Source organism: Vibrio sp. 704 (assembly GCF_033339295.1).
On record NZ_JAWOUH010000019.1, the window covers coordinates 38,219 to 64,298 of the forward strand.

24 protein-coding genes are annotated in these 26,080 nt (G+C 45.0%); 18 read left to right on the forward strand and 6 right to left on the reverse strand.

Going from position 1 to position 26,080, the window contains the following annotated elements; genetic code table 11:
* The first annotated feature begins 188 nt into the window (after window positions 1-188).
* The 10 genes from fabZ (at window position 189) to R7R24_RS19625 (ending at window position 11,216) form a co-directional block, all read left to right on the forward strand.
* Window positions 189-641: a 3-hydroxyacyl-ACP dehydratase FabZ gene (fabZ, locus tag R7R24_RS19580; protein ID WP_005380349.1), complete on the forward strand. Its 453-nt coding sequence runs from the start codon at window positions 189-191 to the stop codon at window positions 639-641.
* 1 nt (window position 642) lies between these two features.
* The gene (lpxA, locus tag R7R24_RS19585; RefSeq protein ID WP_191116257.1) at window positions 643-1,431 is read left to right on the forward strand and encodes an acyl-ACP--UDP-N-acetylglucosamine O-acyltransferase; all 789 of its coding nucleotides are present in this window, start codon (window positions 643-645) and stop codon (window positions 1,429-1,431) included.
* Between the two features lie 119 nt (window positions 1,432-1,550).
* The gene (gene lpxB / locus R7R24_RS19590; protein ID WP_047102603.1) at window positions 1,551-2,690 is read left to right on the forward strand and encodes a lipid-A-disaccharide synthase; all 1,140 of its coding nucleotides are present in this window, start codon (window positions 1,551-1,553) and stop codon (window positions 2,688-2,690) included.
* Window positions 2,691-2,699: 9 nt separating this feature from the next.
* Window positions 2,700-3,335 carry a ribonuclease HII gene (gene rnhB, locus R7R24_RS19595; protein ID WP_054577590.1) on the forward strand — a complete coding sequence of 212 codons (636 nt, stop codon included), beginning with the start codon at window positions 2,700-2,702 and terminating at the stop codon, window positions 3,333-3,335.
* 81 nt (window positions 3,336-3,416) lie between these two features.
* Window positions 3,417-6,896, forward strand: coding sequence for a DNA polymerase III subunit alpha (dnaE, locus tag R7R24_RS19600; protein ID WP_054577591.1), 3,480 nt, complete (start codon window positions 3,417-3,419; stop codon window positions 6,894-6,896).
* Window positions 6,897-6,942: 46 nt separating this feature from the next.
* A complete protein-coding gene (gene accA / locus R7R24_RS19605; RefSeq protein WP_054577592.1) occupies window positions 6,943-7,902 on the forward strand; it encodes an acetyl-CoA carboxylase carboxyl transferase subunit alpha in 960 nt (319 codons plus the stop codon).
* A gap of 106 nt (window positions 7,903-8,008) precedes the next feature.
* Entirely contained in the window at window positions 8,009-9,319 is a 1,311-nt protein-coding gene (tilS, locus tag R7R24_RS19610) for a tRNA lysidine(34) synthetase TilS (RefSeq protein WP_054577593.1), read from the forward strand.
* Between the two features lie 70 nt (window positions 9,320-9,389).
* Window positions 9,390-9,704 (forward strand): c-type cytochrome, encoded by a 315-nt coding sequence (locus R7R24_RS19615; RefSeq protein ID WP_005391816.1) that lies wholly within the window; start codon window positions 9,390-9,392, stop codon window positions 9,702-9,704.
* Between the two features lie 187 nt (window positions 9,705-9,891).
* Entirely contained in the window at window positions 9,892-10,230 is a 339-nt protein-coding gene (gene glnB, locus R7R24_RS19620) for a nitrogen regulatory protein P-II (protein WP_005380372.1), read from the forward strand.
* 140 nt (window positions 10,231-10,370) lie between these two features.
* Window positions 10,371-11,216 (forward strand): endonuclease/exonuclease/phosphatase family protein, encoded by an 846-nt coding sequence (locus R7R24_RS19625; protein WP_054577594.1) that lies wholly within the window; start codon window positions 10,371-10,373, stop codon window positions 11,214-11,216.
* 1 nt (window position 11,217) lies between these two features.
* Here the strand turns inward: R7R24_RS19625 and R7R24_RS19630 are convergent, their stop codons facing one another.
* The 3 genes from R7R24_RS19630 to gloB all read right to left on the reverse strand — a co-directional run bounded on the left by R7R24_RS19630 (window position 11,218) and on the right by gloB (window position 14,497).
* Window positions 11,218-11,904, reverse strand: a complete 687-nt coding sequence (locus R7R24_RS19630) for a YIP1 family protein (RefSeq protein ID WP_033905504.1) — start codon at window positions 11,902-11,904, stop codon at window positions 11,218-11,220.
* A complete protein-coding gene (locus R7R24_RS19635) occupies window positions 11,901-13,484 on the reverse strand; it encodes a LysM peptidoglycan-binding domain-containing protein (RefSeq protein WP_017820746.1) in 1,584 nt (527 codons plus the stop codon). Before R7R24_RS19635 ends, R7R24_RS19630 begins: the two co-directional genes overlap by 4 nt.
* 254 nt (window positions 13,485-13,738) lie before the next feature.
* Window positions 13,739-14,497, reverse strand: a complete 759-nt coding sequence (gene gloB, locus R7R24_RS19640; protein ID WP_053304147.1) for a hydroxyacylglutathione hydrolase — start codon at window positions 14,495-14,497, stop codon at window positions 13,739-13,741.
* A gap of 37 nt (window positions 14,498-14,534) precedes the next feature.
* Between gloB and R7R24_RS19645 the strand changes: the two genes are divergently transcribed.
* Window positions 14,535-15,281, forward strand: a complete 747-nt coding sequence (locus tag R7R24_RS19645; RefSeq protein ID WP_318119600.1) for a class I SAM-dependent methyltransferase — start codon at window positions 14,535-14,537, stop codon at window positions 15,279-15,281.
* Here the strand turns inward: R7R24_RS19645 and rnhA are convergent.
* Window positions 15,278-15,742, reverse strand: coding sequence for a ribonuclease HI (gene rnhA / locus R7R24_RS19650; protein ID WP_005380384.1), 465 nt, complete (start codon window positions 15,740-15,742; stop codon window positions 15,278-15,280). The genes R7R24_RS19645 and rnhA overlap by 4 nt on opposite strands.
* A gap of 59 nt (window positions 15,743-15,801) precedes the next feature.
* Between rnhA and dnaQ the strand changes: the two genes are divergently transcribed.
* From dnaQ to R7R24_RS19675, 5 genes are all read left to right on the forward strand, one after another.
* Window positions 15,802-16,524 (forward strand): DNA polymerase III subunit epsilon, encoded by a 723-nt coding sequence (dnaQ, locus tag R7R24_RS19655; RefSeq protein WP_005380385.1) that lies wholly within the window; start codon window positions 15,802-15,804, stop codon window positions 16,522-16,524.
* A gap of 8 nt (window positions 16,525-16,532) precedes the next feature.
* Window positions 16,533-17,783 (forward strand): TIGR03503 family protein, encoded by a 1,251-nt coding sequence (locus R7R24_RS19660; RefSeq protein ID WP_213883374.1) that lies wholly within the window; start codon window positions 16,533-16,535, stop codon window positions 17,781-17,783.
* 224 nt (window positions 17,784-18,007) lie between these two features.
* Entirely contained in the window at window positions 18,008-18,538 is a 531-nt protein-coding gene (locus R7R24_RS19665) for a hypothetical protein (protein WP_031780222.1), read from the forward strand.
* A 191-nt stretch (window positions 18,539-18,729) separates the two neighbouring features.
* Window positions 18,730-19,122 carry a DUF1353 domain-containing protein gene (locus R7R24_RS19670; protein ID WP_017633769.1) on the forward strand — a complete coding sequence of 131 codons (393 nt, stop codon included), beginning with the start codon at window positions 18,730-18,732 and terminating at the stop codon, window positions 19,120-19,122.
* A gap of 84 nt (window positions 19,123-19,206) precedes the next feature.
* Window positions 19,207-19,617, forward strand: coding sequence for a GNAT family N-acetyltransferase (locus tag R7R24_RS19675; RefSeq protein WP_017633770.1), 411 nt, complete (start codon window positions 19,207-19,209; stop codon window positions 19,615-19,617).
* Window positions 19,618-19,690: 73 nt separating this feature from the next.
* On the opposite strand, the gene R7R24_RS19680 is transcribed toward R7R24_RS19675, so the two are convergent.
* A complete protein-coding gene (locus R7R24_RS19680; protein ID WP_005380390.1) occupies window positions 19,691-21,466 on the reverse strand; it encodes a SulP family inorganic anion transporter in 1,776 nt (591 codons plus the stop codon).
* 202 nt (window positions 21,467-21,668) lie between these two features.
* Entirely contained in the window at window positions 21,669-24,113 is a 2,445-nt protein-coding gene (gene fadE, locus R7R24_RS19685) for an acyl-CoA dehydrogenase FadE (RefSeq protein WP_132936884.1), read from the reverse strand.
* 376 nt (window positions 24,114-24,489) lie between these two features.
* Between fadE and lpcA the strand changes: the two genes are divergently transcribed.
* Together lpcA and R7R24_RS19695 are read left to right on the forward strand one after the other, a co-directional pair.
* Window positions 24,490-25,065: a D-sedoheptulose 7-phosphate isomerase gene (gene lpcA / locus R7R24_RS19690; RefSeq protein ID WP_005380392.1), complete on the forward strand. Its 576-nt coding sequence runs from the start codon at window positions 24,490-24,492 to the stop codon at window positions 25,063-25,065.
* A gap of 50 nt (window positions 25,066-25,115) precedes the next feature.
* Entirely contained in the window at window positions 25,116-25,961 is an 846-nt protein-coding gene (locus R7R24_RS19695; RefSeq protein WP_005380394.1) for a class II glutamine amidotransferase, read from the forward strand.
* Window positions 25,962-26,080: the final 119 nt, after the last annotated feature.

Below are 26,080 nucleotides of genomic sequence, written 5' to 3' on the forward strand. Positions count from 1 at the left end.
CTCTAGTTCCATATTCTGTAAGAAGACTCGCGAAATGCGGGTCTTTTTCTTCTATAATGACGCGCTCTAAGTAGATTTAACTCCAAGATGGTGCGTATTTTGCTAGTATATTGCAAAGCGATTCGGCTTTACGACCTGTTGCCACGTTTGCCATCTTGGCGGCAAAAAATTGATATAGGAAGACGACTTTGACTACTGAAAAGAAAACGATGAACATCTCTGAAATTCAAGAGCTACTACCTCATCGCTACCCATTCTTATTGATCGACCGAGTGATAGACTTCCAAGAAGAGAAGTACCTTCACGCGATTAAAAACGTGTCGGTTAACGAACCTCAGTTCACAGGTCACTTTCCTCAACTACCAGTATTCCCAGGTGTTTTGATTTTAGAAGCAATGGCTCAGGCAACAGGCTTACTTGCATTTAAATCATTTGGTGCACCAACAGAAAATGAATTGTACTACTTTGCAAGCGTAGACGGCGCGAAATTCCGTAAACCAGTGGTTCCGGGCGACCAATTGGTTATTGAGGTAGAATTTCTGAAAGAACGTCGCGGCATTGCTGCATTTAGCGGTGTAGCAAAAGTTGACGGTGAAGTGGTATGTTCTGCAGAACTGAAGTGTGCTCGTCGAGAGTTTTAATATGATTCATGAAACCGCTAAAATCCACCCGGCAGCGGTGGTAGAAGAGGGCGCCAAAATTGGTGCTAACGTAACAGTAGGTCCTTTTACGTACATCACCTCTACGGTTGAAATTGGTGAAGGCACAGAAGTGATGTCTCACGTTGTGATCAAAGGTCACACAACTATTGGCAAAGATAACCGTATTTTCCCACATGCTGTCATTGGTGAAGAAAACCAAGACAAAAAATACGATGGTGAAGACACAACTGTGATTATCGGTGATCGTAACGTCATTCGTGAAGCGGTCCAAGTTCACCGCGGCACAGTGCAAGACAAAGCAACCACGATCATTGGTGATGACAACTTATTGTGTGTGAATGCACACGTTGCGCATGATGTTGTTATTGGTAACCATACTCATATCGGTAACAACTCGATTCTTGGTGGTCACGTTACTGTTGATGATTATGCTGGTGTGATGGCACTGTCTGCGATTCACCCGTTTTGTACAGTGGGCGCTTACGCGTACATTGGCGGCTGCTCAGCAGTGGTGCAAGATGTCCCAGCTTACGTACTCGCGCAAGGTAACCACGCTACTCCATTCGGCTTGAACCTTGTTGGCTTGAAGCGTAATGGCTTTGAGAAACCAGAGATTCGTGCGCTACAAAAAGCGTATAAAGAAATCTACCGTTCAGGTAAGACGCTAGAAGAAGTGAAGCCTATTCTGGCTGAAATGGCTCAAGAGTGGCCGGCTGTGAAGCGTTTCTCAGATATTCTGGAAACGACGGAACGTGGCATTATTCGTTAATTGGCGAATGAACCAATAAATAAAAAGATCGTGACCAAATTTGAGGTTACGATCTTTTTGTGTTTTATGGATAAGGCAAACCGTTATCCATAGCGCACAGGAAAAATAGCGAAGTAGATATGGAAAGACCATTACGTATTGGCATCATTGCCGGAGAATTGTCTGGCGATACGCTAGGTGAAGGCTTTATCAAAGCAGTAAAGCAGCAATATCCAGACGCAGAGTTCGTAGGCATTGGCGGTCCGAAAATGATAGCCCAAGGTTGCGAGTCTCTGTTTGATATGGAAGAGCTTGCGGTGATGGGATTAGTCGAGGTTTTAGGCCGCTTACCGAGACTTCTTAAAGTGAAAGCTGAGCTCGTTCAGTATTTTACTCAGAATCCGCCTGATGTTTTCATAGGGATCGATGCTCCTGACTTCAACTTACGCCTAGAGCTTGACCTCAAGCAAGCGGGCATTAAAACCGTTCATTACGTGAGTCCGTCTGTTTGGGCTTGGCGTCAGAAGCGCATCTTTAAAATAGAAGCGGCAACGAACTTGGTACTAGCATTTCTTCCGTTTGAGAAAGCGTTCTACGACAAATTTAATGTACCTTGCGAGTTCATTGGTCATACCTTGGCTGATGCCATCCCACTAGAATCAGAACAAGCGCCTGCACGTGAGTTGCTTGGTTTAGAACAAGATAAAAAGTGGCTTGCTGTCCTGCCAGGCAGTCGTGGTAGCGAGTTAAAAATGCTCTCAGAGCCATTTATTGAAACCTGCAAGTTACTCCATAAAAAATTTCCAGAACTGGGGTTTGTTGTCGCGCTTGTTAATCAAAAACGCCGTGAGCAGTTTGAACAAGCATGGAAAGTGCTCGCACCAGAATTAGACTTCAAGTTAGTTGATGACACCGCACGCAACGTCATCACCGCATCCGATGCCGTGATGCTGGCCTCCGGTACCGTAGCGTTGGAGTGTATGCTTCTCAAGCGTCCAATGGTGGTGGGTTATCGTGTGAATGCATTTACTGCTTTTTTAGCTAAACGTCTATTGAAAACAAAGTATGTGTCATTGCCGAATATCTTGGCGGATGATGAGCTCGTCAAAGAATATCTACAAGATGAGTGCACACCAGACAATTTGTTTACTGAGGTTTCTCGCTTATTGGAAAGCGACAATAAACCGATGTTAGATAAGTTTACGGAAATGCATCATTGGATCCGTAAAGATGCGGATCAACAAGCCGCAAACGCGGTTCTAAAACTGATTGAAAAATAGAGATTTATCATGGCTGTTAAACCAAAAGCGACCAAAACCAAAGTTGAACTCCCTCCGTTTGAATATCCGCAAGGTTACCAGCTTGTGGCCGGAGTCGACGAGGTAGGACGTGGTCCTTTGGTGGGAGACGTCGTCACCGCTGCGGTTATCCTTGATCCTAACAATCCTATTGAAGGGTTGAACGATTCGAAAAAATTGACCGAAAAGAAACGCATGGCGTTGCTTCCTGAAATCAAAGAAAAAGCATTGGCGTGGGCGCTCGGGCGTTGTTCTCCTGAAGAAATTGATCAACTGAATATTTTACAGGCGACTATGGTTGCGATGCAGCGTGCAGTGGCGGGGTTACAGGTTCAACCTGATTTGGTGTTGATTGATGGTAACCGTTGTCCGGAGCTGCCAATGGATGCTCAAGCTGTAGTAAAAGGCGATCTACGTGTTGCCGAAATCAGTGCGGCTTCCATTATTGCCAAAGTCGTGCGTGACCAAGAGATGGAAGAGTTGGATAAACTTCATCCACAATTTGGCTTCGCGAAGCACAAAGGTTACCCAACTAAAGTGCACTTTGAAGCGATTGAGCAACACGGAGTGATCAGTGAACACCGCAAGAGTTTCAAGCCAGTAAAAAAAGCGTTAGGCATAGAATAATCAAACGATCTAATTGGTGTTATAAACCCAACCTCTTTAGGTTAGAATCCCCAACAAAATAGAGTTACACGGTACCTGTTAATGTCAGATCCCAAATTCATCCACCTGCGTGTTCATAGTGACTTCTCGATGGTGGATGGCCTCAACAAAGTTCCGCCAATCGTAAAGAAAGTTGCTGAGCTCGGTATGCCCGCAATGGCGTTGACCGACTTTACCAACCTATGTGGTTTGGTGAAGTTTTACGGTACGGCGCATGGCAGTGGTGTTAAACCGATCATCGGTGCTGACTTTAAAATGCAGTCGGACGAGTTTGGTGAAGAGCTGACTCAAGTGACTTTGCTTGCGGCGGATAATGTGGGTTATAAGAACCTGACGTTATTGATATCAAAAGCGTACTTACGTGGACATGTTCAACACCACCCTGTGATTGATAAAGCCTGGTTGGCTGAAATGTCTGAAGGCTTGATTGTATTATCCGGCGGTAAAAGCGGGGAAATTGGTCGCGGCCTTTTGAAAGGCAACCGTCAAATAGTGCAGGGGTGTGTTGATTTTTATAAACAGCATTTTCCAGATCGCTTTTATCTTGAGCTACTTCGTACCGGTCGTCCAGATGAAGAAACTTATCTTCACTTTGCGGTTGAATTGGCAGAGCAGCAAGACTTGCCAGTAGTGGCGACCAATGAAGTTGTATTCCTGAGTCCAGACCTATTTGATGCTCATGAAATACGCGTAGCGATTCACGATGGTTACACATTAGAAGATCCGCGTAGGCCAAAAAACTACAGTCCGCAGCAATATCTTCGTACAGAAGAAGAAATGTGTGAGCTGTTTGCTGATATTCCTGAAGCGTTAGAAAACAGTGTCGAGATAGCGAAGCGTTGTAACGTGACTGTGCGCTTAGGTGAGTACTTCCTACCAGCTTTCCCAACCGAAGGGATGAAAGAGACTGAGTTCCTAGTCATGAAATCCCGAGAGGGGTTGGAAGAGCGTTTAGAGTTCCTATTTCCAGATGAGGAAGAGAGAAAACGTCGCCGCCCTGAATATGATGAACGTCTTCAGATAGAGCTAGATGTTATCAACCAAATGGGATTTCCTGGTTACTTCTTGATCGTAATGGAGTTCATCCAGTGGTCAAAAGATAATGGAATTCCTGTCGGTCCTGGACGTGGTTCCGGTGCTGGTTCTTTGGTGGCTTACGCACTAAAAATCACCGATCTGGATCCACTAGAATATGACTTGCTGTTCGAACGTTTCTTGAACCCAGAACGTGTTTCGATGCCCGATTTCGACGTCGATTTCTGTATGGATAAACGTGACCAGGTTATTGACCACGTTGCGGAAATGTACGGTCGCGACGCGGTATCTCAGATCATCACGTTTGGTACGATGGCGGCAAAAGCGGTAATCCGTGACGTTGGCCGCGTATTGGGCCACCCATTTGGTTTTGTTGATCGTATTTCAAAGCTGATTCCGCCCGATCCAGGCATGACGCTAGATAAAGCGTTTAAAGCTGAACCTGCACTACCTGAATTGTATGAGGCCGATGAGGAAGTTAAAGAACTCATCGACATGTGTCATATTTTGGAAGGCTGTACGCGAAACGCCGGTAAACACGCTGGTGGTGTTGTAATTTCACCTACAACAATTACCGATTTTGCGCCAATTTATGCAGACGCTGAAGGTCACTTCCCGGTTACTCAATTTGATAAAAACGATGTTGAGACCGCTGGCCTAGTTAAGTTTGACTTCTTGGGTTTACGTACCTTAACCATTATTGACTGGGCGTTAGGACTGATTAACCCACGCCTAGAGCGAGAAGGGAAAGAACCGGTTCAAATTGAATCCATACCGTTAGAAGACCCTGCCTCTTTCCGTTTGTTGCAAAACTCTGAAACGACAGCAGTATTCCAGCTTGAATCTCGAGGCATGAAAGAGCTGATCAAACGACTTCAGCCAGACTGTTTCGAAGACATTATCGCATTGGTAGCACTCTTCCGTCCGGGTCCTTTGCAATCGGGCATGGTAGATAACTTTATCGACCGTAAACATGGTCGAGAAGCGATCTCTTATCCAGATCAAAAGTGGCAACACGAGTCGCTAAAAGAGACGCTTGATCCAACCTACGGCATCATCCTGTACCAAGAGCAGGTAATGCAGATTGCGCAGATCTTAGCAGGTTACACGCTAGGTGGTGCGGACATGCTTCGTCGTGCAATGGGTAAGAAAAAGCCAGAAGAGATGGCAAAACAACGTGCTATCTTTGAAGAAGGTGCGATAAAGAACGGTATCGATGGCGAGTTGGCGATGAAAATCTTCGACTTGGTAGAAAAGTTCGCCGGTTATGGTTTTAACAAATCGCACTCTGCTGCTTATGCATTGGTTTCTTATCAAACTCTTTGGCTGAAAACACATTATCCTGCCGAATTTATGGCTGCGGTAATGACAGCCGATATGGATAACACGGAAAAAGTCGTTGGCTTGGTCGATGAGTGTTTCCGTATGAAGCTTACCGTGCTGCCACCAGACATCAACTCTGGCCTATATCGCTTTAATGTTGATGAAAATGGCGCAATTGTATACGGTATTGGTGCGATAAAAGGGGTTGGTGAGGGCCCTATCGATGCGATTCTTGAGGCGAGAAATAAAGGTGGTCACTTTAAAGACCTATTTGATTTCTGTGCTCGAGTTGATCTAAAACGTGTCAATAAACGAGTGATAGAGAAGCTGATTTACGCGGGCGCGTTGGATCGACTTGGCCCACACCGCGCTGCGATGATGGCTTCACTCAATGATGCGGTAAAAGCCGCAAGTCAACATCACCAAGCTGAGGCGTTTGGTCAAACGGATATGTTTGGTGTGCTAACGGATGCGCCTGAAGAAGTAGAGCATAAGTATACGCAGGTTCCGCCTTGGCCAGAAAAAGTGTGGTTAGAGGGCGAGCGTGATACCCTAGGTCTATATTTGACAGGGCACCCAATTAACGCCTACGTAAAGGAACTAAACAAATACACCAGTTGTCGACTAAAAGACGCAACGCCCACTCGCCGCGATCAATCTGTCACGGTAGCCGGCCTGGTTATTGCCGCTCGTGTAATGACGACCAAGCGTGGTACACGAATTGGTATTATGACACTGGATGACCGAAGTGGTCGCATGGAAGTGATGTTGTTCTCAGATGCGCTGGATCGATACGCTGAACTTCTCGAAAAAGACAGAATTTTGGTCGTTTCTGGACAGGTCAGCTTTGATGACTTCAACGGTGGCCTTAAAATGTCGGCGCGTGAAGTTATGGATCTCGGCAGTGCGCGCGAGAAATACGCTCGTGGTTTGTCGGTATCGATAGATGCAAATCAGATCAACGATCAGTTTTTTGAGCAGTTCAGCCGTATTTTAGAACCGCACAAAGCCGGAACCGTACCCGTCAATGTATACTACCAGCGTGCCGACGCCAGAGCGCGGTTAACATTGGGCACCGAGTGGCGAGTTACGCCAAGTGATACATTACTCGACGATTTAAAACAGTTGCTTGGCAAAAGCCAGGTAGAACTCGAATTTAACTAAAAATTCAGCGCAATATGTTAGACGCTGAGTAAACAAGGATTCATAGATGAGCCTAAACTTTCTTGAATTTGAAAAGCCAATTGCAGAACTAGAAGCGAAAATTGAAGCATTACGTGATGTCTCTCGTCACGGTGGTGATTCTGCGATTGACCTGGATAAAGAAATCGAACAGCTTGAGAAGAAAAGCTTAGAGCTGAAGAAAAAAACCTTCAGCGACCTAGGCGCATGGGAAACAGCTCAACTGGCTCGTCACCCACTACGTCCTTACACGCTAGATTACATCCAACACGCTTTTGAGGAGTTTGATGAATTAGCGGGTGACCGCGCGTTTGCAGACGACAAAGCGATTGTGGGTGGCATGGCTCGCCTTGAAGGCCGCCCTGTGATGATCATTGGTCACCAAAAAGGTCGTGAAACCAAAGAGAAAGTGAAACGTAACTTTGGTATGCCAAAACCAGAAGGTTACCGTAAAGCGCTACGCTTGATGGAAATGGCAGAGCGTTTCAACATGCCGATCATCACATTTATCGACACGGCTGGCGCGTATCCAGGTGTGGGCGCAGAAGAGCGTGGTCAATCTGAAGCTATCGCGAAAAACCTAAAAGTGATGTCTGGTCTTAAAGTGCCAGTAATCTGTAACGTTGTTGGTGAAGGCGGTTCAGGCGGCGCACTAGCAATTGGTGTAGGCGACTATGTGAACATGCTTCAGTACTCTACGTACTCAGTAATTTCTCCTGAGGGTTGTGCTTCAATCTTATGGCGTGATTCAGACAAAGCGCCACAAGCGGCAGAGGCAATGGGTCTAACTGCTCCGCGTCTTAAAGAGCTTGAACTGATCGACGAAATCATTGAAGAGCCACTAGGCGGCGCTCATCGCGATCATGTTCAAATGGCAGCGAATATGAAAGCGACATTACTTCGTCAGCTAGAAGATCTAGAACAATTGGATGAAGAGGCGCTACGTGAGCGTCGTTACCAGCGTCTAATGAGCTACGGTTACTGTTAATTTCGGTGATTGCTATTAAGCGTTAGCTGATATCTCAAGTGATAACAGTTAAAATAGAAAGGGTTGGATGAGAGTCCAGCCCTTTTTTGTACCTATCGGATCGCTTATGGAATCGCTTTACCCGCATTTTGCTCAAGTTCTCGACCGCTACTATCAATTAGGCACTAAGGTTGTCTTGGCGTTTAGCGGAGGAGTGGATTCACGTCTTTTACTCGAATTACTCAGTCGCTACCAACAAGCGCACTTTGTAGAGTGTCACGCTGTGTATGTGCACCATGGTTTAAGCTCGAATGCCGATAATTGGGCCGATAAATGCTTACTTTGGGCACAACAAGTGGGGATATCGTGCTCGATTGAGCGAGTGAGCTTAGACATCAGCAATGGTGAAAGTATTGAACTTCTTGCTCGTGAAGCTCGCTACCAAGCCTTAACTAAGTACATTCAAGAAGGCGATATACTGTTGACTGGTCAACATGCCGACGATCAAATAGAGACTTTTCTCCTTGCTCTTAAGCGCGGTAGCGGGCCAAAAGGGTTATCTTCGATGGCGGAGAGTATGCCGTTTTCTTGCGGATCTCTAGTTCGACCATTGCTTACTATCAAGCGGAAGACCATCGAAGACGCCGCTACTAAATTAGGCTTGGAGTGGGTGGAAGACGAAAGCAATCAAGATACCCGTTATGATCGTAACTTTCTTCGTCATTGTGTTGTTCCTGAATTGTCTGGTCGTTGGCCGAGTATCCATCAAGCGGTTCAGCGCAGTGCAAGCTTATGTGCTCAACAAGAAGCGCTATTGGATGAACTATTGAGCGCGGTGTTTGAACGCGCTTTACAAACGGATCTAAGTTTGAGTATTGAAGAACTGGCTAAGCACAGTGAATTAGCACGTGCGCGCTTGATTCGTATGTGGCTAGCTAAGCTTAATACTAGTATGCCGACTCAGGTACAACTCAATCTTATCTGGAATGAAGTGGCATTAGCTCAGCAAGATGCCAACCCCAAACTACAACTTAAACAAGGTGAAGTGCGCCGTTTTCGAAATCGTCTCTATTGGGTAACGGACACGGCTGATGTCACTAAGTGGCAAAGTACGATTCAGGTTGATGCGACTTTGTCGCTGCCTGAGGGACTCGGGGAGCTGACCTTAACGACGAGTTCTAGTAACGCAACGATTGCGCTACCGAGTCAGCCAGAATTGCTTCGCGTGACCTTCAATCCGGAAGGTTTATCAGCGCATCCAACCACGCGTAATCACAGTCGAAAACTGAAGAAGTTATTCCAAGAATACAATGTGCCAAGCTGGCTGCGTCGTCAAATTCCGATTTTAATGTACCAAGACCGAGTCGTTGCTGTGGCAGATCTGTTCGTTGATCAGGCGTTTAATGGTCAAGATTGTGAACTTATTTGGCGCAGGTAATGAAAATTCATGCCACAATGTCGATTATAAAATATAAAAATCCTTAAATAATAATTGATTAGGTGAAGCAATGAAGAAAACAATCATGGGTGCAATGGTGGCGTTAACCATGTTTAGTGGGCAAGCTCTAGCTGCGGGAGATGCTACAGCAGGTCAAGCAAAGTCGGGAGTATGCGCGGCGTGTCATGGCGCTGATGGTATTGCTGTCATTCCGGGTTACCCAAATCTGAAAGGGCAAAATGAGCAATATATTATCAGTTCAATTAAAGCTTATAAAAATAAAGAGCGAACAGGTGGGCTTGCTGCTGTGATGCAAGCTCAAGCTTCATTGTTGTCTGATGAAGATATCGCTAACCTAGCGGCTTACTACGCAAGTTTGAAGTAAACGCGAGTCTGAAAAAGCTTGGACGATTGGGCATTGAGCAGTCCTCACTGGGGTTTTATCAACTCACGATATTCGCTATGTTAATTTGCTCAATCTGGATTTTCGCTGGTGGATCAGAGACAAACATTGAATGTTGCGAAACGCTAAACGATAATAAGCGCAATCGATTGAAGCTTAAGGGATGAACATGAAAAAAATTGAAGCGATTATCAAGCCATTTAAACTGGATGATGTTCGAGAAGCGCTAGCTGAAGTTGGCATTACAGGGATGACCGTCTCTGAAGTGAAAGGCTTTGGTCGCCAAAAAGGTCACACCGAGCTTTACCGTGGTGCAGAGTACATGGTGGACTTTCTACCTAAAGTGAAGCTCGAAATCGTTGTAACGGAAGATGTGGCTGATAAATGCGTAGAGACAATCATTGAAACCGCGCAAACTGGTAAGATTGGTGATGGTAAAATATTTGTCACTGATATTGAGCGTGTGGTTCGTATTCGTACTGGTGAAGAAGACGAAGACGCGATCTAAGGTTTCTTGTCACCTGTTTCGTATTTATTATGCTAAAAGGGAGCCAAGTGGCTCCTTTTTTGTTGTTTGCTTATTAGTGAAATCATTTAACCCGAGATTTGTTGTTCTAGATTTTGGGTGCCTACATTCAGGTTTGTCGTATGTTTAAGCGTTTTTTTCTGGCGTTAGCTTTTCTCGTAATGGCGGTATTGGTTGGCTTCCAGGTTATTTTCACCGTACCAGATCAGCCGCAAATTATTACTCAAACAGGTACCGAGCTGACACAAGATATCAGGTGCATCGAATTTAGCGATTCAAAAGCTCTCGATCATGACGGCAAAATCAATGTGCTTGTCTGGAATATCTACAAACAGAACCGGGCTAATTGGCAACGTGCACTCGATGAGTTTTCTGCTGATAAGCAGTTACTGTTATTGCAAGAAGCCAGCATGACACCATCATTTAAACAGTGGTTGGTGGATGGTCGCTGGGTTAGTAATCAAGTGAGTGCTTTTAAGGCGCTGGGTAGCGGTGCCGGTGTAATTAGTATTGCTCAAGGGCAACCAGAAAAAGCCTGCGCTTACACCTCTAAAGAGCCGTGGCTTCGCTTACCTAAGTCTGCATTATATAGCCAGTATCACTTGAGTAATGGCGAGAAACTCGCAGTGGTGAATGTACATGCGATTAACTTCACCGTGGGTACAAAAGAGTATGTATCTCAGTTAACGGCGCTTGAAATGCTTTTAAAGCATCATGTGGGGCCAATTCTATTTGCTGGAGACTTCAATAGCTGGAGTGAATCTCGCGTTAATGCGATGAGGCAGACCTTAAAGGCTGCGGACTTACAAGAGGTGACGTTCTTGCCGGATCATCGAGTCCAATTTATAACAGGGTTACCACTGGACCATGTGTTTTACCGAGGTCTGACGCTTAAGTACGCAAAAGCGCCGCAGAGCGACGCTTCCGATCATAACCCATTGTTATTGTCATTTACGTTAAATGACTAGCTTAGGTTACCACAATATAAAGTGCCCAAATAACGTAGAAGAATACCCATGGCAGGCTTGCAATCACCAAAGCTTGGCCACGTTCAAACTCCGTCCACGTCAGTACAACGCCGTAGCCGAGCACAATGTACCAAGGCAGAAGCAAAGGTAACGAGCTAGCGAAATGAGACCATTCGTTAGTAAGAGGCAGCTTTAATAGACCATTGAGGCTATTTAAATCGGCAGCGTAAGTCATTACCTGACCATGCTTGAGTAGCAAGCTCGCGTAGCTTGCTACATCGCCCAATACTGCTGGGAATAAGATAGCACACGATGCGGCAAACCATTTCCAGTAACCGTATTGTTGTTTGCTTGCCTTTGTTGCAAGAAAGAACCAAAGCGCGAGCAATATTAAGGTGGCAAAGCGGTTGAATACATCATTGATGATCGCGCTTGCCATTAGCGTGTTTGGTTCTAATAGCTCAATCTGCTTCGGGTCGATTTGCTGAAATTGCGCAGCAAGTTGGTCACTGAGCCACGTGAAATCGACATTCGAAAAGTAAGCACCCCAGAATAAAAACGGACTAAGCATCAGGAAGATGAACGGTTGCCATCCCCATCCACCGCGTTGATAAAGCGCGAGAAAACAAGATGTTGGAGAACGAAAAATGTCCAACAGCATCACAAGTGGATTGCTTGATGGGTTCATACACTTACCTTCGTTACGTCAACGTACAACTTAAGCTTTTGACCTGGTTGTAAGTATTTTTTCTTGTGTAGCGAGTTCCATTTCACGATGTCGTTCGTTTTTACTTTGAACTTGCTTGCAATGCCGCTAATGGTGTCGCCAGAGCGAACGTTGTAGAAAACGGTACGGATCACAGAACCTTTGTCTGAGTCCTTCCAAATCACTAGCTTTTGACCCACACGCAATGGATCTTTAGGGCCCATACCATTCCATTTAGCTAACGATTTATACGACACTTTATTGTTACGTGCGATTGACCACAAACTTTCTCCAGACTGAACGACATGGGTGAGCTTGAGTTGACCACGAGCACGAGATTGAGTCTTGTTTAATCGGTTTTGTGCCGTTAATGCATATTTTGCATCGTCTTTTGTTGATGTCGGAATCAATAGGTATTGACCAATACGAATGTTGTTATTCGATAGGCCGTTGGCACGTCGAATGACTTTCGTGGTTGTGCCGTATTTATTAGCTAGCACGCTTAAAGAGTCACCAGATTTCACCTTGTAGCGAGCGACCTTCATCCCTTTACCGCGATTTTTCTCCACCTTGGTGAGAAAAGTCTCTTTTTTCTCTACGGGAATCAAAAGTTGGTGCGGCCCCTCAGGCGCTGTCGACCACTGGTTGTATGCTGGGTTGTAACTCTGCAACTCTTTTACGCTAATGCCGGCATAATCTGCGGCAATAGCCAGATCTAACTGCTCTTCTGGATCAACAAGCGTTAGAACAGGCTTGTTTGGAATTGCAGGAATATTAAGTCCGTACTTGTCTTGGTTTGCGATAACGTCAGCCAAGGCCAATAGCTTAGGAACGTAACTGCTGGTCTCTTTTGGTAAGTCTAATGAGAAGAAATCGATAGGTTTACCGAGCTTTTTATTCTTACGAATTGCGCTAGAAACTCGGCCTCCACCGCTGTTATAAGCGGCGATTGCATGTTCCCAGTTACCATCAAAACGCTCGTTTAGTTGTACTAGGTAGTCCAGCGCTGCATCCGTTGCTGCTGCCACATCTCTGCGACCGTCATACCAGTAGTTTTGCTCTAGTCCCATCATTTTTCCGGTGCCAGGGACAAATTGCCACAACCCAGCCGCGCTACCATGTGAGTAGGCAAAGGCATCGAATGAACTTTCCACTACAGGAAGTAAAGCTAGCTCCATTGGGAGTCCGCGCTCTTCGATACGTTTTGTGATCATGTATAGAAAAGGAGTCGCACGCTTAGATACCGTGTAAAGGTGATTTGGGTGCTTTAAATACCACGTACGGTAGTAGTCCACTTTCTTGTGGTTTGGGATATCCATGTCCAGCTGCATGGCGATACGTTGCCACACATCTTCTTGTTCTTGGGGGGAGAGAACTTTAGGCGCGTCGTTAGCGGATTTTTTTGCTAGTGACGATTTATTGCCCGGTTGAGCTTTTACTGCATTTTGCTTTGCAGTCTGCTCAGATTTATTGGTTTCTGGTGTAGAAGACGTTGAATCTGACTGAGTCAATTGACAGCCAGATAATAACAACGCCAACGCCCAAGTATACTTCAAACGCATGGATTCAGCCTATTTAGGGCCTGTTTATCTTCACCTGCCTGTCGCGCAACGTAATGTGCGTGGCAGTCGCAAGATAATAGACATCTTTTAAACACTAACTAATTTATAGAGGCAAAGAGCTTCTAATTATGCAATGGGGAGAAATTCAAATAGATTTATATCAACCCCAAACGTAAGAGAAGCGCCAGTGGCGCTTCTCGAAAAATCAGTCCCTGATAATACTGGGGTCTTGCAAACTTACAAGCAGAAAATGGTTAAAATTCGTTCTTCCACTCGCGTAAAGCAGTAAAAACCGAGCATGGATCGCTATTTTTAATGCGACTAGCAACAGATTGAACCACGTCAGGGTTAGAGGTTCGCAAGAACGGATTAATCCACTTTTCTTTGCGTATTGTTGTTGGAAGTGTCGGAATGTTGAGTGCTCGCAGTCGGTTGACATCGTCGCGATATTGGCGAAGTTGCTCATTGTCAGGTTCAACCGCTAGAGCAAACGCCACGTTACTCGCCGTGTATTCATGTGCGCAGAAGACTTGAGTTTCTTCTGGTAGAGACGTTAGTTTACTCAGTGATTCAAACATTTGCTCAGGCGTACCTTCAAAAATACGACCACAGCCAGCGGAAAAGAGCACATCACCGCAAAACAGTTTTCCGTCTCCAACGTAACCGATATGGCCCAAAGTATGGCCTGGTAACCCAAGTACTAAGAAAATCTCACCAAACAACTCCAGTTTGTCGCCTTCTTCCATTGGTGTTGTTAGGGTTGGAATTGGCTCTGATTTTGGGCCCACAACGGCGACTTCGGGAAAGGCACGCACTAAGTCTGGAACGCCACCAATGTGATCGTTGTGGTGGTGCGTAATTAAAATCGCTTCTAAAGTTAATTCGTTAGCCTGCAGAAATTCTAATACTGGCTTCGCATCGCCCGGATCAACGACTGCGCAGCGCTTATCGTTATTTTGTATCAGCCAGATGTAATTATCATTAAATGCGGGTATGCTTTTGATCTCTAACACGATTCGTTCTCCGTCACCCATTTTAGTCAGGTGGTTAATGAAACCAGCACTCAGCAACAAAACTATACCACACCCGTCGACTTGGTCAGCAATGAACAACGGTCCGTGGGTGCTTGAGTCAATCCAGACCCGACTTGATGAATGGTGCCCGAAACTCTTCGGCTACCATATGCTCAAACTGGGCGGGTTGAGCTGTGATCTAACCAGCTGTAATTGTAACATTCAACACCAAGTCAACGTAGATATCCAGAACCCGTTGCATAATGTGATTGCAGATGGTTACGAATTGCCCTTTTTGGAAAAAAGCTTTGATGTTGTGATACTCGCTCATCAGCTCGACTATGCAAGCGATCCACATCGTTTGTTGCGTGAAGTCGATAGAGTGATGATGGATGATGGCTATGTAATTATTACTGGATTCAACCCATTAAGCTTGACTGGATTAGCGAGTTTGCTTCCATGGCGTAAACATAATTTGCCTTGGAGTGGACGAATGTTTACGTCGAACCGCATCAAAGATTGGTTAGGGTTACTTAATTATCAAGTGATTCATTGTGATCGTTATGCGCTGTTTCCGATGAAGCGTTACCGTACGATGTGGACATGGTTGGAAAATAGTCTTGGTGATTGGGCATCACCCGCTGGGAGTTTGTATTACATAGTCGCACGGAAACGGACATACCCTCTCAAGCCTATCAAACCGCATTGGCGCTTGAAGAAAAAGCTCACACCACTTGGGGTGATGAATCGAGAGGGTAACACTATGAGGAAAGAATCTCGCTAAGAGGGTTGGTAACCTGTATCTTCCTCAGTTGGGTTTTCTGCAGCAGTCCGGGCTAGCTCATCACACATTTCGTTCTCACGATGGCCTGCGTGGCCTTTTACCCAATGCCATTCAACTTGATGGCGTGCGGTTTCTTTGTCTAGAGCTTGCCATAAATCGGCATTCTTCACGGGTTTTTTATCCGCTGTTTTCCAACCACGCTTCTTCCAGTTATGGATCCACTGAGTAATACCTTGGCGCACATATTGGCTGTCAGTCGTTAAAGTGACTTTACAAGGTTGTTTTAACGTCTGTAGCGCGACGACAGCCGCCAACATTTCCATGCGGTTGTTGGTAGTTAACGTATAGCCTTTGGAAAGTGTCTTTTCTACGTCTTTGTAACGCAATACTATGCCGTAACCACCTGGTCCTGGGTTACCTAAACAAGAACCGTCAGTGAAAATCTCAACGTGTTTGGTCATATTTTTTGGTACTATTAGCCGAAACATTTAATAAAGCATAGTCTGACATACATAACCTTATGAATACCAGCAGCAATTCTGAATATAACCGCATTGTCGTTCTCGATACCGAAACCACAGGTATGAACCGCGAGGGTGGTCCTCACTACATGGGACACCGCATTATTGAAATCGGTGCCGTGGAGATCATCAACCGTAAGCTGACTGGTCGTCACTTCCACGTTTATTTAAAACCCGATCGTGAAATCCAACCAGAAGCGGTTGAAGTTCACGGTATTACGGATGAATTCTTGGTTGATAAACCGGAATACGCGAGCGTGCACCAAGAGTTTCTTGAGTTTATTAAAGGCGCAGAACTTGTTGCCCACAACGCGCCCTTCGATACCGGCTTTATGGATTACGAGTTTGGCATGCTCGATCCTAACATCGGCAAAACTGACGACTACTGCAAGGTGACCGACACCCTTGCAATGGCGAAGAAAATCTTCCCTGGTAAGCGAAACAACCTTGATATCTTATGTGAACGTTACGGTATTGATAACTCGCACCGTACACTCCACGGAGCTTTGCTCGATGCGGAGATTCTAGCCGACGTTTACCTCTTTATGACGGGTGGTCAAACGAGTCTAGAATTTAACGCGAATAAACAAGAGGGTGGAGTAGAAACCATTCGTCGTATTGAAGGAAGAAAAGCGCTAAAGGTTTTGCGCGCAAGTGCCGATGAACTAGAAGCTCACCAAAAAAGATTAGAGTTGGTGAACGACTGTATTTGGCATCAATAGGAGAAGCTATGTTGAGGGCTTTGTTGGTCGCGTTTTTAGCGATATGGAGTAGTCTCTCGAGTGCTGCGAGTGAATCTACAATGTCTTTGTTAGACAATCGCTTTCGAGTTGATCCAACCATCGAGCAGATCACGTTTTTGGTTTATCGTGAGCAAAGTTCTCAGCCAGTTGTTTTAGTCCGTCCTGACGGTAAAAAATACTATGCTTGGGGCTCTTACGACAATGTACGTTGGTATCAAGAAGCCTCACTCGATATTATTTCCGTTGATAACCCTATGCCAGGTCCATGGCAGGCTGTGGGGAAAGTTACGCCTAAAAATAACATCCGCTTAATTTCTCACCTAAAGCTCAGTACGGATCTGTTCCCAAACCGATTATATAATGGGGAAGCGCTTAAGTTTACAGCTCGCCTGACCTCCGACGGCAAACCTCTTGTATTGCGCGACTTCCTTGATCGCGTGAATCTGCGCGTGACATTTACCAAGTTTGTCGAAAATGAAGATGAGCTGATCAAAGAAGCTCGTCCAGTGCCGATGGTTGTGGGTGAGTTTTCTGATGGCGGCCGCGGCTTGGATGAAAAAGCAGGGGATGGTGTGTTTACGGTTCAGCTCCCAATAGACGTTGAGCCTGGTAAGTACCGCGCGCGCATCACGTCTGGCAATGGCGTATTCTTACGAGCGCAAGAACAAGTCATCTTGGTTTATCCGAACCCAATCTCTCGTACTTTTATTCAGGCTCGTAATCCCGATAAGCCACACCAATTAGTGGTGAGTGGCGAGCAAGGTATGATTGCACCAGGCTCTATTGCAGTCACAGTGAAAAAGGACGCTCCCGATGGTTTCATTAGTTACAGCCAAGGACAGGTCTCTAAAGATGGAATGAGAGTTACGTTGGACCTCAATAACGATGCTGAGCTTGGTAAGTACGCATGGCGCGGCGAGATCTTTGCCACTGATTTTGCAACCCAGCGTCCGTTGGTGTTTCCTATTCCAGAGCAAACTTTCAGTGTTGTTGATGAAGTTGATCTAGAAGCTGCTCGAATTGCAAAAGAAGCTGAATTAGCCGAGCAGCGCCGTATTGAAATGGAAAAGCAAATTATCGCTGAGCGGGAGGCTGAGCGTAAGCGCAGCATGATTATTATCGCGGTAGGTAACTTGATAATGCTGCTGATTGTGATCATTGCATGGATAGTTTGGCGCAAAATTAAAGCGAAGCGCGATGCCATGCCAGAGATGCAATTAGAAGTACCAAAGAAATAGTAGTAACACACACATAAAGCGAGAAACGGAGCCAATCGGCTCCGTTTTTTTTCAAGTTACCAAATTGGAAGAAGAAAAATGGATAAATTATGAATATTTAAGTTTACTGTACTCAAATATATGTTTTGGATTTTATATAAATAATATATCATTTTTACTTTCTAAATTGGTTGCATTTTTTATGTGACTAACTTTCAAAATAATCAATTAAAGATAAAGAAATAATGAATAAAATTTTAGCTTTTTTTTGTGCAGTGATAATTGTAGGTTGCTCTTCTATTGATAATGGTATTAATAATCCAGATGCGGGAAGTAATAATTTAAAATCACTTGATACCTTCACTTTTGATCCCTTAAGTAAAATCCAAAAAGTAGAAATACCAACTTATTATGATGGCTTGTTTGATACAGCAAGACCCTATTTAGATGAAAAGTACCCTTACACTTATGTCAGTAAACCTCAAGCATACATAATTGATGACGAGATTATTTCTTTTGCTCCCTGGTTTCCTGTCGAAGGAAGGTTTACGGTTTTTCCAACCGCTCACTATATAGTTATAACTCAAGAAACCGAGAGTGGCTTAGTCTCCGCACGATTTAATCATGAACAAGTAATTAAGCTGTTAAGTGAAGAGTATAAAATTACTGAGCATACAAGTCCGTTTTTTCATTATGTTCTAGAGGTTTCTCCAAGTGAACAAGCCAATTTTGTAGAAGATATCCATAAAAAATTGAGTAGACTTCCTTCAGAATAAGGATTGTTGGTTAAATTTTGGTCAATAAAGTCAGGGGTTCTGGCTTTATTGATTGCATGGAGTTCTATTTATATTGATTTGGGCTTTGTAATAGGTAGTACGCCATAATAACAAAAGCCGATCTTGTAGGGTTTCTGGATAAATATTCAGCTGTGCGTGATAAATAAGAATAAGTAAACGCGAGGTCTCTGATGAAATACAAAAAGCGTCAGAAGTATAAATACACTCTCCATTCTGAAGAAAAGATTGAGACTCACATTTCAGTGAGTAACGCGTATGACAGCCCTTTTCTTAGTTTGTCCAAACAAGGCGTGTTAACGATTAAAAAGGGCTATGCATGGGATGGAGCGAGTGGGCCAGCGTTAGACACAAAAAACATTATGAAAGCTTCTTTAGTGCATGATGCTCTTTACCAACTCATGAGGGAAGAGGTGTTGCCACAAAGTGCTCGAAAGCATGCGGATACGTTGTTGAGAGAAACATGTTTAGAAAAAGGAATGTCTAGCTTCAGAGCAACTTATATCTATTATGGCGTCAGAGTTGTCGGTGGCTTCTTTTCTAGACCTGATACTTTGTGTGCTTAATGGGAACATCTTTCCAACGTTTAACTGTTTATTTATACAGTTTAGTTATGTAAGCTCCAAGGTGATACAAAGGAGTAGTACATAATGACAATAAGATATGAAGAGCATGTGCCAAGCCCGAAAGAATACTGTGATATGCGTGTCAAAGCCGGGCTATCACCCAAATCGTTGAAAGCTGCTGAAATTGGTCTACCCAATTCGTTATATGGCGTATCTGTTCGGGATGAAGGAAAGCTCATTGCAATGGGTCGGGTTGTTGGTGACGGGGCGTGTAACTTCGAAATTGTCGACGTTGCCGTTGATTCTGATTATCAAGGCAACGGTTTAGGTAGAAAAGTCATGGAATACATCGACGGTTATCTTTCATCTGTTGCACTTGAAGGCTCTTACGTTTCTATGATTGCTGATGAACCGGTCTTTTACGAAAAGCTTGGTTATAGGCTGGTGGCTCCTAAAAGCCAAGGGATGACAAAAAAGTTTAAGCCAAAGGCGTAACACGTATTCAGCTGTGAAGATAAGCACTAGAAAACAGGAGTTTAATTTCCTGTTTTCTATATTAAATTTGTATTTAAGCCACTTCTGGAATTGGTTTGGGTGGCTGCTCTAAATCAGGCTCTTTTTGAACAGTAGGAATTTGTCCCTCACCCACAGCACTGATGTAACAGCCACTAAGTTTAATGGCAAGGTACATATCAGCTCGCAGTAAGATGCCTCCTTCACTGGTGCTGATACCAGTAAGCTCACACCATTGACGAAGACGTCGTTTCCTTCCAGCGAGGATTAAGCGTACGCCTCTCTTTTTCAAAGTATTGTGAATATCTGCCAGTGTTGCCATCACACTGAGATCCAAGTGAGTAAAGCTCGATACGGCGTCGATGACAACGCAACTTGCGTCTTTGTGATGCTCTGCCTGCTCTAACACTCTACGTTTAAAGTAAGGAGCATTGAAGTAAGTTAGCGGTGAGTTAAAGCGGTAAATCACCATTCCAGGAATAGGCGAAGCTTTTCCTGAGTCGTCGATGGTCCGAATGGTACCTTTTTCATCCAAGCCAAGTAGCTGATCACTCGGTCGCATGACAATCCGTAAAAATTGAAACAGCCCTAACAGTACCGCCAAAGTGATCCCCGGTATTACACCCACGATCAACACAGAAATAAAAGTAATGATGGCCAGATAAAATGCATCTTTGTCACGAGATTTTAATTTCCAAATTGCTTTAAGATCGAGCAGCGATAGGGACGCAATGATCAATACAACACCAAGTGAAGCGATAGGGATGAACTGTAAAGGCTCGTAAATAAATACCGCAATAATGGCAATGGTGATTGCGGCGACAATCGAAACTAATTGAGATTTACCGCCATTTGCATCATTGACGGCTGTGCGTGAGTCAGCGCCGCTTATCGCGAAACCTTGCGAAAACGCTGAGGCAATGTTGGCAAAACCCAACGCCTGAAACTCTTTATTAGCATCAATATCATAACCGTTTTTAGCAGCGAAACTGCGGGCGGTGAGCATCATGCTAACAAAACTGACAATCGCAAGGTTGAGCGCCGGGACCACTAGTTCACGGACTTCACCTAGCTCAAACTCCGGTGTTTGAAACTGAGGGAAGCCACCTTGAGTGAGTCCGACAACCGATACGCCCATCTCTTGTAAATGGAAAAACCAAACTGACGCAGTAGTTACGAGGATCGCCAGCATGGCAGCAGGCCAAGTTGGTCGGTAGCGTTTGGTGAGCAAATAAACGACAACTGTCACGATACTCAGAGTTACAGTAGGCCAATGAAGATCGGTTAATCGTTGTGGAGCTTCCCATAAACGTTCTAGTAAATAACGTTGCTCGTATTTCAAACCGACTACTTTCGCAAACTGACCAACGATAATTGTGAGAGCAACACCGTTGAGTAGACCCAAAAGAATCGGACGAGAAAGGAAATCTGCAAATACCCCTAGCTTGAAACGACTTGCCAGTACACACCAAATCCCCGTCATCGCTGTCATGGTCATAACCAACTGCCAATGTTTTGTGGGGTCACCTGCGGCAAGTGGTGTCACAACAGCAGCAATCACTGCACAGGTTGCTGCATCGGGTCCGACAATGAGTTGTCGAGATGTGCCCATCATGGCGTAAACCAACATTGGCAGTACACACGAATACAGACCGACAATTGCGGATACACCAGTTAATTGTGCGTAAGCTATGGCAACTGGCAGTGCAACCGCGACAACAGAAAAGGCGGCTCTAAAGTCGTTAACAAACCATTCTTTTTGATAATGCTTAAGCTGAACAAGCCCTGGGAACCACTGTGCGAGTAATATTTTAGCCAACGGATTTACCATATATGTGAGTGAGTTACTTAAAGTATACACCGCTTAGTTGGAACGTCTGTGAGTTAGTTATCACTGGAAATCGGGGAAAAGATTGGAGTGCGAGGATTTTATTGCGCAGGGGGGCTTTGTAGTGTGAGGTGTTATGAATCCGATTCTGGAAGCAATAAAAAACGGGAGCTGATACTCCCGTTTGTGGTCTCAGATTCTAGAGTTACGCGACACTATCCATCTGAGGGTATAGCGGCTTTGCGGCAAGCAGTTCCGGCTCAAAATCGTCAACGTTGATTGTATCTAGACGATGCTGTTCCGCTTCTCTGAGTAGATCGGCTTCTTCTTGCGTGATAAAGCCTTGCTCTAGCCCTTCCTGAGCAATCATATCCAAACGTAAGAATGGGCGACGCTTACCCTGCGCTTTACATACTTTGTCAAACACAGGCTCAGCTTGAAGAATGACTGATAGTGCAAGTTCAATCTTACCTGCTGCGTTGTGCTCGGTTGGTTCAAGGTATTGACCGCGACCAATGCGTGAGCGCGTTGCACTTGGCGTTTGTAGAATGCGCGCCACTTTACTGTCTAGTTTATCGCTTGGTGCTTTGCGTACGCGACCAAATGGCATGATTAATACGCGTAGCGCACGGCCAATTACTTTGTTCGGGAAGTTTGCTAAGAATTCATCTACTGCCACTTCAGTTTGCTTCAAGCTGTCTTGCAAGCCCCAATGTACTAATGGAAAATCTTCAACTGGACGGCCATCTTGCTCAAAACGTTTCAACGTCGCAGAGCTTAAATATAGCTGGCTTAGAATGTCACCAAGACGCGCTGATAGACGCTCTTTACGCTTCAAAGAGCCACCTAGCACTGCCATCGAGATATCCGATAGTAAGGCAAGGTTTGCACTGTAGCGGTTCAATTGTTGGTAGTAACGCTTGGTTGCATCTTTGGTTGGCGATGAAGAGCCCAGACCGTCGCTCAAACCAAACCATATACTGCGCACTAGGTTACTCATTGTAAAGCTCACGTGACCAGCAAGCGCTTTATCAAATTTCTCGACAGCATTACTTGCTTCAGAATACGCCGCGTTCATTTCTTCAAGAACGTACGGATGGCAACGGATTGCGCCTTGGCCAAAGATGATCATTGAGCGTGTTAGAATGTTAGCACCCTCAACCGTTACTGCGATTGGCGCACCTTGGTAACCACGAGCTAGGAAGTTAGAAGGTCCCATACAGATACCTTTACCGCCTACGATGTCCATTGCATCGATGATGCTTTGCTGGCCGCGGTGCGTACAGTGATACTTCACGATAGCTGAGATAACTGAAGGTTTTTCACCTAAGTCGATACCCGCAACGGTTAAGTTGCTTGCTGCATCCATCACGTAAGCATTACCACCCAAGCGTGCTAATGGTTCTTCAACTCCTTCCATATGGCCGATCGGCTGTTTGAACTGACGGCGAATACGTGAGTAAGCACCGGTTGCCATTGCCGCAGTTTTGATGCCACCTGTTGAGTTTGAAGGTAGCGTGATACCACGTCCAACCGACAGACACTCAACCAGCATACGCCAACCTTGGCCCGCCATTTTTTCACCACCGATAATGAAATCGATAGGAACAAAGATGTCTTTACCGCGCGTTGGACCATTTTGGAATGGTACATTGAGCGGGAAGTGTCGGTTACCAATCTCAACACCTTTGACATCAGTTGGGATAAGCGCACAAGTGATGCCAAGATCTTCTTTGTCGCCTAGCAAACCTTCAGGATCGCGAAGTTTAAATGCTAAGCCTAGTACCGTTGCGACTGGCGCTAGGGTGATGTAGCGCTTGTTCCAAGTCAGGCGCATACCCAGTACTTCTTTTCCTTCCCATTCGCCTTTACAGACCACACCGTAATCTGGAATAGAGCCTGCGTCAGAACCCGCTTCTGGACTTGTTAGGGCGAAACAAGGGATTTCCTTACCTTCAGCTAGACGCGGTAAGTAATGATTTTTTTGATCTTCAGTACCGTAGTGTTGCAGTAGCTCACCTGGGCCCAAAGAGTTAGGAACACCAACGGTAGACGATAGAACGCCAGAAACACCCGTTAGTTTTTGTAGTACTAGTGATTGCGCGTATGCTGAGAATTCCAGACCACCGTACTTTTTCTTAATGATCATGGCGAAGAACTTATGATCTTTCAGGTATTGCCAAACTTCTGGCGGTAAGTCCGCGAGTTCATGGGTCACTTGGAAATCACTCACCATGGCGCACACTTCATTCACAGGGCCGTCTAAAAAGGCTTGTTCTTCCGCACTTAACTTAGGTGCTTGAATCGCGTGTAGCTTTTGCCACTCTGGTTTGCCTTTAAACAGTTCGGCTTCCCACCAGACGGTACCTGCGTCTAACGCTTCTTTTTCGGTTTGAGACATAGCTGGCAGCACTTTCTTGAAAAGCACTAACGCTTTGCGGCTAATTAAAGACTGACGTACGCCAGGAACCGCGAGCACAGCTGCGGCGAGAACGTAAATAGCCCAACCAATAACGCCGACAGTTCCTGCTACTGTAAGAGCCAGCATGGCCGCGGTGAGTAAGCTAATAGATTTCACGAGAGACATGCGGTGGTAGAGCGTAATGCCTAGCACGATCGCCATCGTGATGATTGAGAGCAAGATGTCCATATATATTTTCCTTTTCAGACTTTATAAGTTTTGTACGTCTGTATGTTAGGTAAGAGGTCTAACCAGTTGGTTTAAGTGTAATCAAAATATTAAGGAAATGTAAAACATAAGATTGGATAAAAAGTGATCTAAGTAGAGTTAAAATTCTAAAGTTGAGATTTGAGTGATGGTTTCATGAGCAAGTTGACAAGTTTATTACCATCACTAATCTAAATCTGTTGGTTCACTATCGACACTAATTCTCGTTTGTGGGTAAACTCAGAGTAATCAAACCCGAGTTCAGGTTTATGAAATGTCCGATACCAAATTGGTATCAGAACAATTTGCTCAGTGAGTCAAGAGCTGACTGAAGCCGAAATAATAAAGAGAACGTCTTATGTACCATGATCTGATTAGAAGTGAATTAAACGAAGCTGCTGAAGTGCTCAACAAATTTTTAAGCGATGACCATAACATTGCGCAAATCGAAGCAGCGGCGAAAATGATTGCTGACTCATTCAAACAAGATGGTAAAGTATTGTCATGTGGTAACGGTGGTTCTCACTGTGATTCAATGCACTTTGCCGAAGAGCTAACAGGCCGTTACCGAGAAAATCGTCCTGGCTATGCTGGTATTGCTATTTCAGATCCAAGCCACCTTTCTTGTGTGAGTAATGACTTTGGTTATGACTTCGTGTTTTCACGTTATGTAGAAGCGGTTGGTCGAAAAGGTGACGTACTGTTTGGTCTGTCGACTTCAGGTAACTCAGGTAACATCCTGAAAGCGATTGAAGCAGCACAAGCGAAAGGCATGAAGACGATTGCGCTAACAGGTAAAGATGGCGGCAAAATGGCAGGCCTTGCAGATATTGAAATCCGCGTGCCACACTTTGGTTATGCAGACCGCATTCAGGAAATTCATATTAAGATTATTCATATCATCATTCAGTTGATCGAAAAAGAGATGGAATAATCGTTTACGGCCACCGTTTCGAGCTGTGTTGTTAGGGAGTTTTTTAAACCATGTGTGAATTGCTCGGTATGAGCGCTAATGTTCCAACGGATATTTGTTTCAGTTTTACTGGGCTCATGCAGCGTGGAGGCCGAACCGGCCCACACCGTGACGGATGGGGGATCACCTTCTACGAAGGGAAGGGCTTTCGAACCTTCAAAGATCCCAAGCCAAGTTGTGAGTCTAAAATAGCAGAGTTGGTACAAAATTATCCCATCAAAAGTCGTGCGGTCGTTAGTCATATCCGACAGGCGAATCGTGGTGGTGTTAATTTAGAAAATACTCATCCCTTTACACGTGAGCTGTGGGGTAGGTATTGGACGTTTGCGCATAACGGTCAGCTCTCTGGCTATCAAGACTTGCATACAGGTCGACATCGACCTGTCGGTGAAACAGATAGTGAACTGGCATTTTGCTGGTTATTGAAGCAAATGGAAGATCGATATCCTGAGCCACCAAAGGATATGGAGTCGGTATTCTTATATGTTGCTAAATGTTGTGATGAGCTAAGAGAGAAGGGTGTATTTAACATGCTTCTGAGTGATGGTGAGTATGTAATGACGTATTGCACCAATCATTTGTATTGGATCACAAGACGCGCACCGTTTGGAAAAGCCGCGTTGCTTGATGAAGATGTGGAAATTAACTTCCAAGAAGAAACAACGCCACACGACATCGTTTCTGTGATTGCAACTCAACCTTTGACGGGCAACGAAGCTTGGCAGCGTATGAAACCTGGCGAATACGGCTTGTTTCACCTAGGTGAACTAGTCAAAAATAATGCCTCTGAACTGGTAAATGTGCCGTTTGCGGCGGCTAAGCCGGGCAATCAAGCGCCAACCGAACCGTTAGAGTGATGGTCTCTTACTCTGAATATAAAAATAAAGCTCGCTTAATCGCGAGCTTTATTTTTATGCGTTTTAAACCGAGGGCGGATACGGATGAGCATTCTTACTTTCTAGAGTGCTGGTAGTAG